The sequence below is a fragment of the Paraburkholderia dioscoreae genome (assembly GCF_902459535.1).
GTDB classification, from domain to species: domain Bacteria; phylum Pseudomonadota; class Gammaproteobacteria; order Burkholderiales; family Burkholderiaceae; genus Paraburkholderia; species Paraburkholderia dioscoreae.
On sequence record NZ_LR699553.1, the window covers coordinates 3,345,169 to 3,362,345 of the forward strand.

16 protein-coding genes are annotated in these 17,177 nt (G+C 65.4%); 9 read left to right on the forward strand and 7 right to left on the reverse strand.

Annotated elements, in window-relative coordinates; genetic code table 11:
- Positions 1 to 59 precede the first annotated feature (59 nt).
- The 3 genes from PDMSB3_RS14980 to PDMSB3_RS14990 all read right to left on the reverse strand — a co-directional run bounded on the left by PDMSB3_RS14980 (position 60) and on the right by PDMSB3_RS14990 (position 2,724).
- A complete protein-coding gene (locus tag PDMSB3_RS14980) occupies positions 60 to 1,187 on the reverse strand; it encodes a GlxA family transcriptional regulator (RefSeq protein WP_007180934.1) in 1,128 nt (375 codons plus the stop codon).
- Positions 1,187 to 2,443 (reverse strand): MFS transporter, encoded by a 1,257-nt coding sequence (locus tag PDMSB3_RS14985; RefSeq protein ID WP_165186749.1) that lies wholly within the window; start codon positions 2,441 to 2,443, stop codon positions 1,187 to 1,189. Before PDMSB3_RS14985 ends, PDMSB3_RS14980 begins: the two co-directional genes overlap by 1 nt.
- A 137-nt stretch (positions 2,444 to 2,580) precedes the next feature.
- Entirely contained in the window at positions 2,581 to 2,724 is a 144-nt protein-coding gene (locus PDMSB3_RS14990; protein WP_007180932.1) for a hypothetical protein, read from the reverse strand.
- Positions 2,725 to 2,947: 223 nt separating this feature from the next.
- On the opposite strand from PDMSB3_RS14990, the gene PDMSB3_RS14995 reads away from it, so the two are divergent.
- Positions 2,948 to 3,661 (forward strand): ArsR/SmtB family transcription factor, encoded by a 714-nt coding sequence (locus tag PDMSB3_RS14995; RefSeq protein ID WP_007180931.1) that lies wholly within the window; start codon positions 2,948 to 2,950, stop codon positions 3,659 to 3,661.
- Positions 3,662 to 3,868: 207 nt separating this feature from the next.
- Positions 3,869 to 6,469: a DUF6600 domain-containing protein gene (locus PDMSB3_RS15000; protein WP_165186751.1), complete on the forward strand. Its 2,601-nt coding sequence runs from the start codon at positions 3,869 to 3,871 to the stop codon at positions 6,467 to 6,469.
- Between the two features lie 104 nt (positions 6,470 to 6,573).
- Here PDMSB3_RS15000 and PDMSB3_RS15005 read toward each other — a convergent pair whose 3' ends face one another.
- A complete protein-coding gene (locus tag PDMSB3_RS15005) occupies positions 6,574 to 7,545 on the reverse strand; it encodes a thymidylate synthase (protein ID WP_007180929.1) in 972 nt (323 codons plus the stop codon).
- A 272-nt stretch (positions 7,546 to 7,817) separates the two neighbouring features.
- The gene (locus PDMSB3_RS15010; protein WP_007180928.1) at positions 7,818 to 9,212 is read right to left on the reverse strand and encodes a sigma-54 dependent transcriptional regulator; all 1,395 of its coding nucleotides are present in this window, start codon (positions 9,210 to 9,212) and stop codon (positions 7,818 to 7,820) included.
- 535 nt (positions 9,213 to 9,747) lie between these two features.
- On the opposite strand from PDMSB3_RS15010, the gene PDMSB3_RS15015 reads away from it, so the two are divergent.
- From PDMSB3_RS15015 to PDMSB3_RS15025, 3 genes are all read left to right on the forward strand, one after another.
- Entirely contained in the window at positions 9,748 to 10,260 is a 513-nt protein-coding gene (locus tag PDMSB3_RS15015; RefSeq protein WP_165187487.1) for a hypothetical protein, read from the forward strand.
- Between the two features lie 86 nt (positions 10,261 to 10,346).
- Positions 10,347 to 10,562 (forward strand): hypothetical protein, encoded by a 216-nt coding sequence (locus PDMSB3_RS15020; protein WP_035517953.1) that lies wholly within the window; start codon positions 10,347 to 10,349, stop codon positions 10,560 to 10,562.
- 32 nt (positions 10,563 to 10,594) lie between these two features.
- Entirely contained in the window at positions 10,595 to 11,095 is a 501-nt protein-coding gene (locus PDMSB3_RS15025) for a dihydrofolate reductase (RefSeq protein ID WP_007180926.1), read from the forward strand.
- 147 nt (positions 11,096 to 11,242) lie between these two features.
- Here the strand turns inward: PDMSB3_RS15025 and pmbA are convergent, their stop codons facing one another.
- Complete coding sequence (gene pmbA, locus PDMSB3_RS15030; RefSeq protein ID WP_007180925.1) at positions 11,243 to 12,613, reverse strand: metalloprotease PmbA; 1,371 nt, start codon at positions 12,611 to 12,613, stop codon at positions 11,243 to 11,245.
- Between the two features lie 320 nt (positions 12,614 to 12,933).
- Here pmbA and yjgA point away from each other — a divergent pair, with 320 nt between their 5' ends.
- On the forward strand, positions 12,934 to 13,545 hold the full coding sequence (gene yjgA / locus PDMSB3_RS15035) for a ribosome biogenesis factor YjgA (protein WP_007180924.1): 612 nt from the start codon (positions 12,934 to 12,936) through the stop codon (positions 13,543 to 13,545).
- Positions 13,526 to 14,182, forward strand: coding sequence for a molybdopterin adenylyltransferase (mog, locus tag PDMSB3_RS15040; protein WP_007180923.1), 657 nt, complete (start codon positions 13,526 to 13,528; stop codon positions 14,180 to 14,182). Before yjgA ends, mog begins: the two co-directional genes overlap by 20 nt.
- A gap of 6 nt (positions 14,183 to 14,188) precedes the next feature.
- Here mog and orn read toward each other — a convergent pair whose 3' ends face one another.
- A complete protein-coding gene (gene orn, locus PDMSB3_RS15045) occupies positions 14,189 to 14,812 on the reverse strand; it encodes an oligoribonuclease (protein ID WP_165186752.1) in 624 nt (207 codons plus the stop codon).
- Between the two features lie 157 nt (positions 14,813 to 14,969).
- Between orn and PDMSB3_RS15050 the strand changes: the two genes are divergently transcribed.
- Both PDMSB3_RS15050 and rsgA read left to right on the forward strand, forming a co-directional pair.
- Complete coding sequence (locus PDMSB3_RS15050; protein ID WP_165186753.1) at positions 14,970 to 16,229, forward strand: M48 family metallopeptidase; 1,260 nt, start codon at positions 14,970 to 14,972, stop codon at positions 16,227 to 16,229.
- Positions 16,226 to 17,176 carry a ribosome small subunit-dependent GTPase A gene (rsgA, locus tag PDMSB3_RS15055; protein ID WP_007180920.1) on the forward strand — a complete coding sequence of 317 codons (951 nt, stop codon included), beginning with the start codon at positions 16,226 to 16,228 and terminating at the stop codon, positions 17,174 to 17,176. Before PDMSB3_RS15050 ends, rsgA begins: the two co-directional genes overlap by 4 nt.
- Position 17,177: the final 1 nt, after the last annotated feature.

Consider the following 17,177-nt stretch of genomic DNA (forward strand, 5'->3'; position numbering starts at 1 on the left):
AATCCGGCGAAACTGCCGACAGGGCTTATTGACGAGGCGCTACCGTTTGACGTCCGCGGTCAGTTCGCCTCGGCGAATTCGCAAGCGGTCTCGCCTGGCGACGCGCCCGCCGACATGAAACGCTCCCGATAATCGAGCGGCAGCACGCCGAAACGCCGCAAAAACGCCCGCCGCAAGTTCTGTTCGCTGCCAAAACCGCAGTCGAGCGCAATCCGCTTGAGCGGCCGGCGCGAGTCGGCGAGCGCCCGCGAGGCCGCTTCCAGCCGCAACGCCGCGACGGTTTTGGCCGGCGTGCGGCCGACCTCGTCGACATAGCGCCGTGCAAAAGTTCGCGGGCTCATCCGGGTTCGCTCGGCGAGCCGCTCGACTGACAGGTCGTCGCGCAAATGCGCCGCCATCCAGCTATGCAGGGCCTCGAACGGACCGTCCGCCGAGGCCTGCGCCGCCAGCGCCGCGCTGTACTGCGACTGGCCGCCGGGCCGCTTCATGAAGACCACCAGCCGCCGCGCCGCCTGCATGGCGACCGCGTGGCCGACGTCCTCCTCGATCAGCGCCAGCGCCAGATCGATGCCCGCCGTCACGCCCGCCGAGGTCCAGACCACGCCCTCGCCTTCACGGCGCCCCACGTCGCGGATAAAGATCGGGTCGGCGTCCACCTGGACGTTCGGAAAGCGGCGCGCTAGCTGCGAAGCGTCGCGCCAGTGCGTGGTGGCGCGGCGGCCGTCGAGCAGCCCGGCCGCCGCCAGATAGAACGCGCCGGTGCAGACCGAGCACACCCGCCGCGCCCGCGGCGCATGGCGTCCGATCCACGCGACCAGTTCCGGTTGCAGCGTGCAGTGTTCGTCGACCGGGACGCCGGGGATGATCAGCGTATCGATCGGCTGATCGTCCAGCGAATCGAGCCGCTCGGTAACGATCGGCAGGCCGGGAAAAGTTTGCAGTATGCCGCCGTCGATCGAAGCGACCGTCGTGCGGTAGGCCACGGGTTGCGGCAGGCTACCGGCCGAACCCGTGGCGTTAGCCGGTCGGCCGGCGCTCGCATGTTCGGCATCGTTCACACCGCGGGCGGCAGCGCCGGCCATCCCGGCGACGGTCAACTCCGCACGCCAGAACGCCTCCAGCGGCCCGCATGCATCGAGCAGCACCAGATCCGGCGCAACCGCGAAAACAATATGACGCGCTGCCATCAGGACACTTCCTCCATTACCTGCCGCTTGCGCGACCACGCGTAGCCCAGCGTGGCGAGCGCCGCCGCCCCGAGCAGCGGAAATATCGCGGCGTTGATCGTCGCCCAGCCGAAGCGGGCCAGCAATTGACCCGCAAACAGAGAGCCCAATGCGGAAAACGCAAAAGTCGTGAATTCGCTGGTCGCCTGCGTCTTCGCGCGCTCCGACGGCCGGTACGATTGCGCGAGCAGCGTCGAGCCGCCGACGAACATGAAATTCCAGCCCACGCCGAGACAGGCGAGCGCCGCGTAGAAATGCGGCAGATCGGTCGAACGCAACGCAAGTACGCCGCACGCCGCCGACAGCGCGATGCCCGCGCCGATCACCGGCAGCACGCCACAGCGTTTGATCAGGCTCGCGGAAAACAGCGACGGCGCGAACATGCCGACCAGGTGCCACTGGATGATCGCCGCGCCGTCGCCGATCGTGTGGCCGCAAGCGACCGCGGCGATCGGTGTGGCGGTCATCACGAACATCATCACGGCGTAGCCGAGCGCATTGTTGGCGAGCGCCGCCGCGAAGATCGGCTGCCGCACGATTTCGCCGAGCGGCCGCGCCGCGTCGTGGCGCGCCGCCGTGCCAACAGCCGGCGCCGCGTCGCGATACAGCAGCGCCAGCAAGGCAACCGACACAAGCCCGAAGCCCGTCACGAGCGCATACGAACCCGCGAACGCGACCGGCGCCAGCCAGTCCTTGCTCCACGCGGCGAGGAGCGGCCCGCAGACGGCGGCCACCACGCCGCCCGCCAGCACCGTGGAAATCGCGCGGCTCTTTCCTTCGATGCCGACCGCGTCGGCGGCGGCCAGCCGGTAGTACTGCGCGAACGCCTGAAAGACGCCGACCGTCGCCGTGCCCGCGCAGAAAACCCAGAAACTCTGATGAAAGATCGCCCACACGGAAACCGCGCCGCCGAGCGCACCGACGGCCGCGCCGAGCACGAAACCCGCCCGGCGGCCGATGCGCGCCATCAGAAACGACGCGAAGATCGTCGTCAGCGCGGCGGCGACGGTGATCAGGGAGAACGGCAGCGTCGCGAGCGCCTTGTCGTCGGCGAGCGTGTAGCCGACGAGGCCGGTCAACGTCAGATCGATCGATACCGATGAGGTGTACAGCGCCTGGCACACGGCCAGCACGCACGCGGCGCGCCGGCCATGCGGATCGGCATCGTGCAGGCCGGTGGAATGGGCGGGAACGGCGGACGCGGCGGACGGTGGCATCGATAGTTTCCGGGCGGCGGAAGTAAGATGACCCGATCGTCACATGGGCGCCGTTGGCAGAGATGACAATGATGCATCAATTTCTGCCAGCCGCTGTGGTTGTCCTGCGGATTTCTGTGGAAGCGCTGGCCAGCCGTCTATTTGCGGACAGTAATGCCTTCGTCGATCGTGCCGTACATCGTGATGCTGCCGGTGCCCGCGCCCGAGCCCGAACCGGTGCCGCCCTGCGCGCAGGCGCTGATCAGCAGGGCTGCGGCAATGACGGCAAGAAAAGTTTTCATGACAGCGTGTTCCCAAAGACAGACTTCAATTCTAGCCTGGCGGACCTGCGCGGCACCGAAGCGCGGGCAGGGATGGCCGCCGTCCCGGCCGGGCTCAGTGCGTCTGCCGGGTTTCCGTAACCGCTGCATTCGACAGTTCACGCTAAGCTGAAACATCGAATCGCGCAGCCCGATACAGTGAGCTTGCAGGGCGCTTTGTCCGCGCCGCTCCAGGAGACCTCAGATGACCGCCACCCTCGCAGACGAGCAGAACCATTTCCCCGGCCTGAGCCGCATCGGCGCGCTACTCGCCGACCCCGGCCGCGCCGCGATGCTGTGGGCGCTGATGGACGGCAGCGCCCGCCCGGCCGGCGAGCTGACGATGATCGCCGGGCTTTCGCCGTCGGCGGCCAGCGCCCATCTCGCGCGCCTGACCGACGGCGGCCTGCTCGCGCTCGAAGTGCGCGGCCGGCATCGCTATTTCCGGATTGCGTCGCCCGACATCGCCGCGTCGATCGAAGCGCTCGCCAACGTGGCGCAGGTCAGCGCGCCGCAGCGTCCCGTCCCGCGCCCCGCGCGCACCGTGCCGCTGGACATGCGCTACGCGCGCACCTGCTACGACCATATGGCAGGCGAATTGTCGGTGCGCGTGTTCGAGCAACTGATCGGGGGCGGCCTGCTGACGCTGCACGGCACGTCACTCGAAGCCACCGTCGAGGGCGCCGCCCGCTTCGCCGGCTGGGGCATCGACATGTCGGCGCAGAAAAGCCGGCGACGCCGCTTTGCCTGCACCTGTCCCGACTGGAGCGAGCGGCGTCCGCACCTGGGCGGCGCACTCGGCGCGGCGCTGCTCGACTCGTGGTCGTCGCACGGCTGGGTCGAACGCACGGAACGGCCGCGAATCCTGCGCATTACGCCAGCCGGGCATCGTCATTTCGATGCGTTTCTGGCCGCCTGACGCGTGGTTCGCTGCCTGACGGCATGTTCGGGAGATTCCCGATCGGCTGACGACTCGCCTTGTCGGAACTCTGATCGGGACCTTTATTGAGACCTTTTGTTACACGCTCGCCAGTGAGCCTTACAAAAGTGGGGGCCTTGAAACAAACGCCGCAGGTACAGTGACTGGACGGATGCCGCAAGATGCCGCGTCCGTCGGAGATAAATCATGAGAACAGTCACCCCACACCACCCTTCGAGCCGCCGGGTCACCGGCTATACGCTGATCGCAGCCGCCGCGTTCCTGTTCGCGGCCCAGGCCACCGTGGCGCAGGAAATCGGGGAAGCGCCTCAGAATGCGGCCGCCACGCAGAACACCGACCCGCCCGGCCGCGTCGCGCGCCTGAACTACACGGCGGGCGCCGTGACCACCGAACCGGCCGGCGCTACCGACTGGTCATACGCGCAGATCAACCGCCCGCTCACCACCGGCGACCAGTTGTGGAACGATCAGAACGCCCGCTCGGAGCTGCACATCGGCTCGACCGCGGTGCGCCTCGGCCCGTCCACCAGCCTCGATCTGCTGAATCTCGACGACAGCAGCGCGCAGCTCAAGGTCGCCCAAGGCACCTTGTCCGCGCGCGTGCGCGAACTCGCGCCGGGCTCGTCGTACGAAATCGACACGCCGAATCTCGCGCTCGGCCTGAACGGGCCGGGCGACTATCGCGTCGACGTCGCGCCGGACGGCAGCAGCACCACCGTCACCGTGCGCAGCGGCAGCGCGACGGTATACGGCGACAACGGCGAGGTGCCGGTCGCAGCCGGCCAGCAGGTCCGCTTCGGCGGCACCACCCTGCAGCAACTGGCCGACAACGGCGCCCCCGGTCTCGACGGCTTCGATCAGTGGGCCGCGAGCCGCGATGCCGCCGAAGACCGCTCGGTGTCGGCGCGCTACGTGTCGCGCGACATTCCCGGCTATCAGGATCTCGACGCGAACGGCACGTGGCGCAGCACGCCGCAGTACGGCGAAGTGTGGGTGCCGCGCGCCACGCCTGCGGGCTGGGCACCGTATCACGACGGCCATTGGGTGTGGCAGGCGCCGTGGGGCTGGACTTGGGTCGACGATGCGCCGTGGGGCTTCGCGCCCTACCACTACGGCCGCTGGGCTCAGGTGGACGACGCGTGGGCATGGGTGCCGGGGCCGGTCGCGGTCAGCGAGCCGCCTGTCTACGCGCCGGCCCTCGTCGCCTTCGTGGGGGGCGGTGGCGGCGGTGTGAACTGGGGTGTGGATCTGGCGATCGGCGGAGTTGTCGCGGCCGGCGTCGCGTGGTTCCCGCTCGGCCCGGGCGAGCCGTGGCATCCGCATTGGGGCGGTCACGATCACTGGAGCCCCGGTTACTACAACCGCGTGAACCAGACGACGATCGTCAACAATTACAGCCGCAATGTGAATGTGACCAACATTCACAACACGTATATCAACTACCGCGCGCCGGGCGGCGTGACCGCAGTGCCGGCGACGGCCTTCGTGCACGGTCAGCCGGTCGGACGCTTCGCCCAGAAGGTCGATCCGCGGCAATGGCGCAACGCGCAAATCAACCCGGGTGGGCCGGGAATCGCGCCGGTGCGGGAAAGCTTCGGGCCTGGCTTGCGCAACGCGAATTACCGGCCGTCTGCGGCCGTGACGGCCCGGCCGGTGGTGGCGACGCGCAGTCCGGCGGTGCCGGCGGCTTACCACGACAGTCTCGCGCAACGTTTCGCGCAAAGCGGCGGACGGGTGCCGGGCGCCGGTCAGCCTATCGTGCGAACGTCGGTGCCGGCGCACATGGCGGGTGGCCCGAGCGCGCTGCCGGTGCAGAACGTGCGGGTCGTGCAGTCGCATATTGCGGGACGTGCGCCTGGCATCGCGGCGGGTGCGCCAGGTGCACCCGGTAGACCTGGCGGGATGCGGCAGGCGGAACAAGCGCCGCAGCGGCCGGGGGAAGCGCCGCATGGCGGCGAGCCGCAAGCGCGGCCGGGCGTGCCGCCACAAGTGGCTAACCAGCGTGAGCAGCCCGGTGAGATGGGGCATCCTTCGAACGGGGTGCCGCGTCCGCCGCAAGTGAATGGCGGCAATGCGGCGGCGCTGGCGCCGCAGCAACGCGGTATGCCGCAGGCCGGTCAGCAGCAGGCCGGCCAGCCGCCGGGCGTCAACGAACGCCACGAGCCGGCCTGGACGCAGCCGCACACACCGATGGCTCAGCAGGCCCAGCAGCATAGCGGTCCGCAGCAACAGGCGGGACGGCCGGATCTTGCGCCGCCGCCTCGCGCGCAGCCGCAGGCAAGAGGGTCCGAGGTAGCGCAGCAGCCCGGCACGCAACAACACGGCGTGCCGCATCCCGCGGAGAACCCGGCGATGCAACAGCAGCAGCAGGCGCGGCAGCAGGGGTTTCATCCGCAGCAACAGTCGCAGTCACAACCACAGGCCCAGACGCAACATCAGCCCGAGCCGCAGGCGCCTCGTCCAACTGAAGTCCAGGCGCAGCAGCAACCGCGTCAGGAATACCATCCGCAGCCCATCCAGCAGCCGCGTCAAGAACCTCGTCCTGAGCCGCGCCCGCAGCAGGTGCAGCAACAGCCCCGGCCGGAATTCCATCCGCCGCCGCCGCAGCCGCGTCAGCAGCAGGCGCAGCAGCAACCGCGGCCGGAGTTTCATCCGCAACCGCAACCGCAGCAGCCGCGCCAGGAACCTCGCCCGCAGCAGGTGCAGCAGTCGCGTCCTCAGGCGCAGCCACAGCACGCCGAACAGCACTCGGGCGGCGGCAATCGCGACGAACATCACAAAGGCTGAGCGCGTCGTTCCGTCGAGGCATGCTGGCATGCATGAAAAAACCCCGCGATTCGCATCGCGGGGTTTTTTTATACATACGGACCGGGCAGCCCGGCAGTTGACGCTCAAACGGCCATCGGCGCCGTGAGCGGATCGTGATGCCGGTAGCCGACCAGCGAGAAATCCGCCGGCTCGATCTTTTCGAGCCATTCCGGCTCGTACACGCCGGTTTTCGCATACTCGGGTACCCGGTCGGAAATCGCGAAAGCCGGGCTTTCATACGGCTCGCGCGTGAGTTGCTGCTGCAACATGTCGAGCTGGTTCTCGTAGATATGCGCGTCGCCGATGAAATACGTGAACCAGCGCGGCGTATAGCCCGTCAGACGACCAACCAGGTGCAGCAACGCCGCGCCTTCGGTCAGATTGAACGGTGTACCGAGCCCGACGTCGTTGCTGCGGATGTACAGGCACAGCGAAATTTCCTTGCGCACCGCGTTTGGCACGAACTGGTAAAGCAGGTGGCAAGCGGGCAAAGCGATCTGGTCCAGCACGGCAGGGTTCCATGCGTGAAACAGAATGCGCCGGTCCGCCGGGTTCTGCATGATCGTGTCCAAACACTGGCGCAACTGGTCGATCGCCTTATAAAGCAGCACTTTGCGGCTGCCGTCTTCTTCGAATTCAGTCACCACCCGGAAGCCGCGTGCAGTCGCGTCGACAAGCTGCGCGCTCGCGTCTGCGTTCAACACTTTGTAGGCCGGCCACTGGCGCCATTGCACGCCGTAGACGTCGCCGAGATCGTCTGGCCCCTGGCGATAGGGATTGGCGAGCCACTGCGGATTCTGGTTGGCGTTGGCGTCCCACACCTTGCAGCCGAGGTCGCGGAAATCCGCGGCGCTGCGCGATGCGCGCAGAAACCCGACCAGCTCGCCCACCGCCGATTTGAACGCCAGCTTTTTCGTCGTAACCGCGGGAAAGCCTTGCTGAAGGTCGAAGCGCAACATGGCGCCCGGCATGCTGATGGTGCGGATGCCGGTGCGATTCTCCTGCCACGTGCCGGTGTCGAGAATCGTGCGGACGAGGTCGAGGTATTGTTTCATTCGGGTTCCTTCGACGCGGCGCCTGCCAGGTAGATCCGGGCGCCACGGAGATTGAGCGGAAAACCCGATTTTAACAAGCGCAGCCGGACGGCGCCCGGTCATGGCGCGCCGCCTGGAAAATATATCGCGGGAAAAAACGATCGGGAACGGGTGAACGGAGATCGCGCCCGGACGACGCGTAGCCGCTCACAGCGCGGCTAACGCGCTCTGAATCAATCATTCCCGAAACCCGTTTTACGAGCCCGCCGGAACCACACGGCCCATCAAACGATTCACAGATGCGGCACCGAAGCCGGCAAGTCGCCGTGCGGCGTGGCGAGCGGCTCGCCTTCCATGTGCCGCATGCCGTGCGAACACAGCAGCCGGTACAACGTGACGCGCGAGATGCCGAGTTCCTGCGCGGCGTCGCCGAGACGCCCGCGGTGACGCAGCAGCGCCAGCTCGATCGCCTGGCGTTCGGCCGCTTCTCGCGCCTGCGCGAGCGACACGGGCACGATCTCCACGTACTCCGCGAGCTCCAGATCGCGCGCCGTGATCGCGCGCCCTTCCGACATCACGATAGCGCGCCGCACCCGGTTGATCAGCTCGCGCACATTGCCCGGCCAGCCGTAGTTATGCAGCGCCGCGATCGCGTCCGGTGCGAAGCCGCGCAAGCGGCGGCTTGCATCTTTCTTGAAACGTTCGAGCATGTGCCGGGCAAGCAGTTCGATATCCTTACCACGTGCGCGCAGCGGCGGTTCATCGATCTGCAGCACGCACAGACGGTGATACAGGTCGGAACGAAAACGGCCTTCGATCATCGCCGCGGTCATATCCACGTGAGTGGCCGAGATGATACGCACGTCGACGTCGACCGCGCCGTGCCCTCCCAGCCGCTCCACTTTGCGCTCCTGCAGAAAGCGCAGCAGGCTCGCCTGACTTTCGAGCGGCAGGTCGCCGATTTCGTCGAGAAACAGCGTGCCGCCGTTGGCCGCTTCCACCCGGCCGATCTTGCGCTGATTGGCGCCGGTGAACGCGCCGCGTTCGTAGCCGAATAGTTCGGATTGCAGCAGATGCGGTGGAATCGCGCCGCAGTTGATCGGCACAAAAGGCGCATTGCGCCGTGCGGAGCGCTCGTGAATCGCAACCGCGGTCAGTTCCTTGCCGGTGCCCGATTCGCCCGAAATGAACACCGGCGCGTCGGTCATCGCCACCTTGCGGATCGAGCGGAACAGCGCGAGCATGGCATCGCACGAGCCGACCATTTCGCCCTCGGCGCCTTGCGATGCGTCGTTGGAAGCCGGCTCGCCCAAAGAAATCATGCCGTATGCATGACCCACCGAGTCGACGATCCTGTCGCCCGAATAAGGCACCGTCACATAATCGAAACAATAGTCGCGCACGAGCCGGCGCAAGGCGGCGTCCTGCAATTGGCCCGGCATGGTTGCCGCAACCCAGCCGACATTCGGCATGGTCAGGCACGATTCGAAGGCAGCGATTTCGTGTGGCTGAAAATCGCTAGACAGATCAAGCAAACCGCCCGCCGCCATTCCGGCGCGAACAGCCCGACGCACGTCGCGCGCCGACCCCACGACTTCGACGTGCCAGCCGCGCTGATGAAACCGAGTATTCAGCTCCGCGCTCGGATCGCGCGAAACGTAAATCAGTTGTCGCGTTGCGGGTTCCATTATTCAGATCCTCTCGTCAACGAACGTTAAGGATGACGCACGCACCTGAAACGAGTTCAGACACGCTGACTCATTCGGGATTCGCGAAATAGCAAAAACCGAACGGCCATTCCATTCCGTGCGGACAGCTGATCCCCAAGAAAGCGGCGTGTGTGTTTGAGACGGCCCGTTAGCAGGCTTTTTTAAATTTGAAGCTCTTTTTCGAGAGCTTACTATACGCGCGCCACTTGGAAAACAGTTATGCGAATTTAATCGTGCACCCTATACCCACTAAGGCTCTGCGGGCGATAACCAGTTATTCAGCCGACGAATAAAAGATTAGTGGAAGCGCTTTTCGTGGCGTAGACCCCGAGGTACTTCGTACCGCCCTAATTAACAATTCAAAGGTATTTCCTGCCTGTCGTTTCAACGCTGAAACGTTTTTGTCCAATTTCTGAATTGTTGCGCGGAGATTTTCACTCGCGTCTCGATGCATCAATGGATTGCGAGCGATGGCACACGTTTCGCTAAACAGCATGCACCAAGGAGACACATCATGCGACCTGTTTTCCGCATCGATCTGAGCCGCATTGCACCACACGCTGCCCTTTGCACCGCAATTGCGCTGCCCGTGCTGCCCATTGGCATAAATGCGCAGGAAGGCGAACCGGCCCAATCCGCCATGCTGGCGCAATCCACCGATGCGGCTCCCGCCGCTTCCCACGCCGAGACGATCGCAAGAGCGCCCTCGTCCGACACGAACACGCCCGCCGCCGCTGCCTTCCGCCAGCTTGCAGTCAACGCGCTCAACATTGCGGCCGAGGGTATATCTACGAACGATTTTTCACTCGACGACCAGGCGCTCTCGCGGCAACGCCGCGGCGCGGTCGGCGGGGTGATGGTGGCCGCTACGCCGCAGCTCATGCGCGGCAACAGCCTCATGCGCGGCAACAGCAACGGCGGCAGCGTAACGCTGTGGGACGAGATCGCCCCACCCTCGCCTTCACCGATTCCGGTCGATGCGGCGCGCGCTGCCCAAGGCAACTTACCCAGTTACCAAAGAAAGTAGCCCGAACGATTTAGCAGTGCAAACAGGGGTGGCGGTGTAGCGAACACATCGCCCGCATACAGGACAGCACGCAAGGAAGGACCGACATGAGCACCTCTATCCGGACGCCGCGCGATGCTTTCATACCGGCGCCGCAGAGCCAGAATCCGGTCGCCGTGCGTGCCACCACTTTCCCGGCCAACTCGTTCAACCCGGCGCCCGCCCAGACCGTGGGCGATACGTCCGGACCGGCCACGACGTCGCCGCACGGCCGGCTGCCAGGCCGGCATCCCTTCGACGGTATGGATCTGCGCGTCAGGTAGAATCGGTCCGGTTACGTTCCCCTTTCCATTCGATGACGACGCTCACTCTGATCGTCGCTCGCGCCAACAACGGCGTGATCGGCCGCGACAACCAGTTGCCCTGGCGACTTCCCGAAGACCTCGCGTTCTTCAAGCGCACCACTATGGGCGCGCCCATCATCATGGGTCGCAAAACGCATGAGTCGATCGGCCGGCCCTTGCCAGGACGCCGCAACATTGTCGTGACGCGGAATACCACACGCCGCTTCCAAGGTTGCGACACGGCCGCGACCCTCCAGGAGGCGCTCAAGCTCGCCGCTCAGGATCAGGCGCCCGAAGCGTTTCTGATCGGCGGCGCGCAGTTGTATGTGGAAGGCTTGCAGCAGGCGGACAAGCTCATCATCACCGAAATTTCCGCCGACTTCGAAGGCGACGCTACGTTCCCCGAACTCGACGAAACGGAGTGGGAAGAAGTCGCGCATGAAACACACCGCGCAGACGCACCGAACGACTTCGACTACGCATTCGTGACGTACAAACGCAAAGGCGTCTGAAGCGACCTGCTTTCACACGTAATCGCCACGCGTAAAGCAGACGGTGCTCGCCGCCCGCGTGATATGAAAAAACACCACGCAATGACTCGCGTGGCGTTTTCGTTTCTACAACCGAACCGACGGCCGACCGGCAAGCGGCAAACCGCTTTACTGCCCCGCGATCGTCATCCGCTCGATCAGCACCGAACCGGTTTTCTTGGTGCCGCGCGTGATCGTATCCGCGCCGATCGCGACGATGTGGTGGAACATCTCCTGCAGCGTGCTCGCCACGGTGATTTCCTCGACCGGATACTGGATCTTACCGTTCTCGACCCAGAAGCCCGACGCGCCGCGCGAGTAGTCGCCCGTCACGTAGTTCACGCCCTGTCCCATCAGTTCTGTCAGCAACAGGCCCGTGCCAAGCTTGCGCAGCATCTCTTCGAAGTCGTCCTCGGGGCGCGTGTTCGAGCTCAGCAGCGACAGGTTGTGCGAGCCGCCCGCATTGCCGGTGGTCTGCATGCCGAGCTTGCGCGCCGAGTAGGTGGACAGGAAATAGCCTTCCACCACGCCGTCCTTCACCACCGAACGCTGTCTGGTGCGCACGCCTTCTTCGTCGAACGGCGCGCTGCCCATTGCGCGGGGAATATGCGGGTCTTCGACCACCTGCACGTGCGGCGCAAACACCGGCTTGCCCAGGCTGTCGACGAGGAACGTGGTCTTGCGATACAGCGCGCCGCCGCTCGTGGCTTGCACGAATGCGCCGAGCAGGCCCGCGGCGAGCGGCGCTTCGAACAGCACCGGCACCTTGCGCGTATCCAGGCCGCGCGCGCCGATACGCGCCAGCGCGCGTTGCGCCGCGTAACGGCCCACCGCTTCCGGATTGGCCAGTTCTTCGGCGCTGCGGGTGGACGTGTACCAGTCGTCGCGCTGCATGTTGCGGCCGCTGCCCGCAATCGGCGCGCACGCAACGTAGTGGCGCGAGTACGGATAACCCGCCAGGAAACCGCGCGAGGTGGCCAGCACGAACTGCGAGTGCTGCGCCGAGACGCTCGCGCCTTCCGAATTCTTGATCTGCGGATCGGTCGCGAACGCGGCGTCTTCCGCGCGGCGGGCGATTTCCACCGCTTCGTCCGCGGACAGATTCCACGGGTGATAGAGATCGAGATCGCGCGGCGCCGTTTCCAGCAATTCGGCCTCGGCCAGACCCGCGCAGTCGTCTTCAGCCGTGAAGCGCGCGATGTTGTAGGCCGCCGCGACCGTGTCCTTCAAAGCCTGCGATGAAAAGTCCGAGGTGCTCGCATTGCCGCGCTTGTTACCGATGAACACCGTCACGCCGACCATCTTGTCGCGGTTGTGTTCGATCGTCTCGACTTCGCCGCGCCGCACGGAGACGGACAGGCCGTCGCCTTCGGAAATCTCGGTCGCCGCGTCGGTACCGCCGAGCGACTTCGCGTGACGAAGGATGTCCGAGGCTATTTCCTTCAGCTCATCCTGGGTATGCGGAAAAAAGCGCTGCTTGACGTCCATGTCTGCTGCCATTGTCGTTGCCGTCCTGTTCGGGGCCGAGCGGCCCTGTTCACTGTTCACTGTTCGCTGGGTTCGCACCGGTCACGCAGCTCACTCGCTCATGCGCACGCTGGTGTCTGCATGCGTGTGTCCGGTTACGTATCTCGCGATCATAGCAAGGTACGCGACGCCGTACCTGGCATTCGCTACGCCTCGCGTCGCTGGCGGCTGAGCGTTGCCGGAGCGCCGCGTTGCCGTCGAGTTGACGTCGCGCCGCCGTCGCTTCGCGGGGCGCGCGGCCTTGTGCGCGGCAGCAGGGCGGTTCGGCGGGCGCGGCACGCTACAATATCGGCATGACACGCAAAACCCGCATTCAAACCATCGAATCCGCCGAGCCGGAAGTCGACGAAAACGGCTACGACCGTCCCAGCAAGTCCCAGCTCAAGCGCGAAATGCACGAGCTGCAGGAACTGGGCGCGGCGCTGATCGCGCTGCCCAAAGACGCGCTCAAGCGCATGCCCATGCCCGAAAAGCTCGACGACGCCGTGCGCGAAGCGCGCCGCATCACCGATCACGAAGGCAAGCGCCGTCAGGTGCAGTACGTGGGCCGCGTGATGCGCTCGCTGCTGGACGAAGAAACCGCCGCGCTGCGCACCGCGCTCGACACCTACAACGGCGTCAACAAGGCGGAAACGGCCAAACTTCACTGGATCGAGCGCACCCGCGAAAAGCTGCTCGCCGACGACGCCGCGCTGACCGATTTCATCCGCCAGCACCCGAACGCCGACCCGCAGCAAGGCCGCACGCTGATCCGCAACGCGCGCAAGGAAGCGCAGCAGAGCAAGCCGCCGCGCTACTTCCGCGAACTGTTCCAGTGGATCAAGAACGCGGACGGCCCGTCCGCGCAGACCGATTCCGACGCCGACGACGCCCTGGACGACGAAGATGACGACCGCGACGCCTAAAAACTCAGGTAAGCCGACGCGTAATTACCCCGACGAAATCGTGATCGGTCTCGTGTCGATCAGCGACCGTGCCTCCACCGGCGTGTACGAGGACAAAGGCATTCCGGCGTTGCAGGAATGGCTCGGCGCAGCGTTGAGCTCGCCGTGGCAAGTGGTCACCCGGTTGATTCAGGACGATGCGCCGACCATTTCGGCCACCCTGACCGAACTGGTCGACGAGGTTGGCTGCGATCTGGTGCTGACCACCGGCGGCACCGGCCCGTCGCGCCGCGACGTGACGCCGGAGGCGACGCTTTCGGTCGCCACGAAGGAAATGCCGGGTTTCGGCGAGCAGATGCGGCAGATCAGCCTGAATTTCGTGCCGACCGCGATCCTGTCGCGCCAGGTCGCGGTAATCCGCGAAACGGCGGAGCGCGCGGCGCTGATCATCAACCTGCCGGGTCAGCCTAAGTCGATCAGGGAAACGCTGGAAGGCTTGCGCGACGCCGAAGCAGGCGGCGCAGTGAAGGTGCCGGGCATTTTCGCCGCCGTGCCGTATTGCATCGACCTGATCGGCGGCCCATATGTGGAAACCAACGCCGACGTGGTGAAGGCGTTCCGGCCGAAGAACGCGCAGCGCGCGCCCCGGCCGGCTTAAGCCTTCTTATTCCGCAGCTTTTTCCGCGCCGTTAACAGCGTCCGGCGCCGACGGGATCAGGAAGTGCTCGCGGTAGTACTTCAGCTCGTCGATCGACTCATGAATATCGGCCAGCGCCGTATGCATCGCGCGCTTCTGGAAGCCTTTGTAGATGGCCGGCTGCCAGCGGCGGCACAGTTCCTTGAGCGTGCTGACGTCGAGATTGCGGTAATGGAAGAAGCGCTCCAGATCCGGCATCCAGCGCGCCATGAAGCGGCGGTCCTGGCAGATCGAGTTGCCGCACATCGGCGATTTGCCCGGCGGCACGTAGACGCTCAGGAAATCGCGGATCTGTTCGGTGGCGTCGGCCTCGCTCACCGTGGAGGCCTTCACGCGGTCGATCAGGCCCGAGCGGCCATGCGTGTTCTGATTCCACTGATCCATTCCGGCGAGCGTCTCGTCGCTCTGGTGAATCGCCAGAACCGGGCCTTCGACCATTCTGTCGAGCGTGGAGTTCGTCACTACCACCGCGATTTCGATGATGCGGTCGGAATGGGGCTCGAGCCCGGTCATTTCCATGTCCAGCCAGACGAGATTCATGTCGCTGCGCACGAGCGGCGGCTGTTCGGTGGATGCGAGGATGTCAGTCATGAAGGCAACCCTGGTGGCCGGGCAAACGGCTGCTCTGCAGGCCCGCCTGCCACGGCGATTGTTCGTTTGAGATTGGTTTGAGCTGGTTTGAGGCTATCCCCCGCCGCGAGGCGGGAGGAAACATATAATTCTCGCATAGATACCACGGAATCCCCGGATGCCTACCCTGTACTTCACCGTTCTGTTCGTCGTCGCCGTCGTGGCGATGGTCGGCACCAAGCTGTGGCTCGCGTCGCGGCAAATCCGCTTCGTGGTCGGCCATCGCGAGCAGGTGCCGAGCCAGTTCGCCGGCACCATCGCCCTCACTGCGCACCAGCGCGCCGCCGACTATACCGTCGAGCGCACCCGTCTCACCATGATCGAGATCGTCGTTAGCGCGGCCGTGCTGATCGGCCTCACGCTGCTCGGCGGCGTACAGGCGCTCGATCTGGCCACCTCCGACTGGCTCGGCCGCGGTTATATCGGCCAGATCGCGCTGGTCGCCGCGGTGATCGCGATCACCAGCGCGGTCGATCTGCCGTTCGATTACTACCGTCAGTTCGTGGTCGAACAGCGCTTCGGCTTCAACCGCATGAGCAAGGGCATTTTCTTCGTCGACCGGCTCAAGGGCGTGCTGCTCGGCGCCGCGTTCGGCCTGCCGCTGCTGTTCGTCGTGCTGTGGTTGATGAACCAGGCCGGCAGCCTGTGGTGGCTGTGGACCTGGATCGTATGGGTCGCCTTCCAGATGCTCGTGCTGGTGCTGTATCCGTCGTTTATCGCGCCGCTTTTCAACAAGTTCGAGCCGCTCAAGGACGAAGCACTGAAAAGCCGCATCGAGGCGCTGATGCAGCGCTGCGGTTTCGCCGCCAAGGGCCTGTTCGTGATGGACGGCAGCCGCCGTTCGGCGCACGGCAACGCCTACTTCACCGGCTTCGGCGCGGCCAAGCGGATCGTGTTCTTCGACACGCTGCTCGCGCGTCTGTCGGGTAGCGAGATCGAAGCCGTGCTCGCGCACGAACTCGGCCACTTCAAACGCCGTCATGTGATCAAGCGCATGCTCGTCACCTTCGCGATCAGTCTCGTGATGCTCGCCCTGCTCGGCTGGCTCATGCAGTGCGTGTGGTTCTATGAAGGGCTGGGCGTGCGGCCGTCGCTGGTCGGCGGCAATAGCGGCCTCGCGCTGGTGCTGTTCTTCCTCGCGCTGCCGGTGTTCCTGTTCTTCGTGACGCCGCTCGGCAGCCTGAGCTCGCGCAAGCACGAGTTCGAAGCCGACGCGTTCGCCGCGACCCAGACCGACGCGCAAGACCTCGTCAACGCGCTCGTCAAGCTGTACGAGGACAATGCGTCGACCCTAACGCCCGACCCGCTTTACACCGCGTTCTACTACTCGCATCCGCCGGCGTCGCAGCGGATCGACCGCCTGCTGCGGCACGCATGAGCGGCCGCTCCCCGAAAGCGCCGCGCGCGCCGTCCAACGCGCGCGTAGGCGGCCTCGTCGTGGCCGCGCATGGCCGCCACTATCTGGTCGCACCGGATGACGGCGGCGCCCTGCTCCAATGCTTCCCGCGCGGCAAACGCAGCGAGGTGGCCGTCGGCGATCATGTGATTTACGAGCTGGCTTCGGCGGATCAAGGCGTGATCGTCGAAATCGGCGAACGACGCAATCTGCTGTACCGCTCGGATCAGTACAAATCGAAGCTGTTCGCGGCCAACCTCGATCAACTGCTGATCGTGCTCGCCACCGAACCGCATTTCAGCGAAGATCTTCTTGGCCGCGCACTCGTCGCAGCCGAGGCGAATGAGCTGAAGCCGTTGATCGTGCTGAACAAGACCGACGTGACCGATGAGCTCGAAGGCGCGCGCAAGCGGCTCGAGCCGTATCGCGCGCTGGGTTATACGGTCGTGGAAGTGTCCATCAGGACGCAGCCCGAGGCCGCGCGCGCCGCGCTGATCGAACGTCTGCATGGTCATTCGACGCTGCTGCTCGGCCAGTCGGGCATGGGCAAATCGACACTCGTCAATCTGCTGATTCCCGATGCCGAAGTCGCCACGCGCGAAATCTCGACGGCGCTCAACAGCGGGCGCCATACGACCACCTTCACGCGTCTCTATCCACTGCCCGACAGCGCGGACGGCACAGGCGGCTCGTTGATCGACTCGCCGGGCTTCCAGGAATTCGGCCTGCATCACCTGACCGAGGGGCGGCTCGAGCGAGCGTTTCCCGAGTTCCGCCCGTTGCTGCCGAACTGCCGGTTCTACAACTGCCATCATCTGCACGAACCCGGTTGCGCGATCCTCGAAGCGGTCGCGGATGGCCGCATCCGCCGCGAACGGCATGCGCTGTATGCGCAACTCGTGCACGAAGCCAGCCAGATCGTGCGCTGAC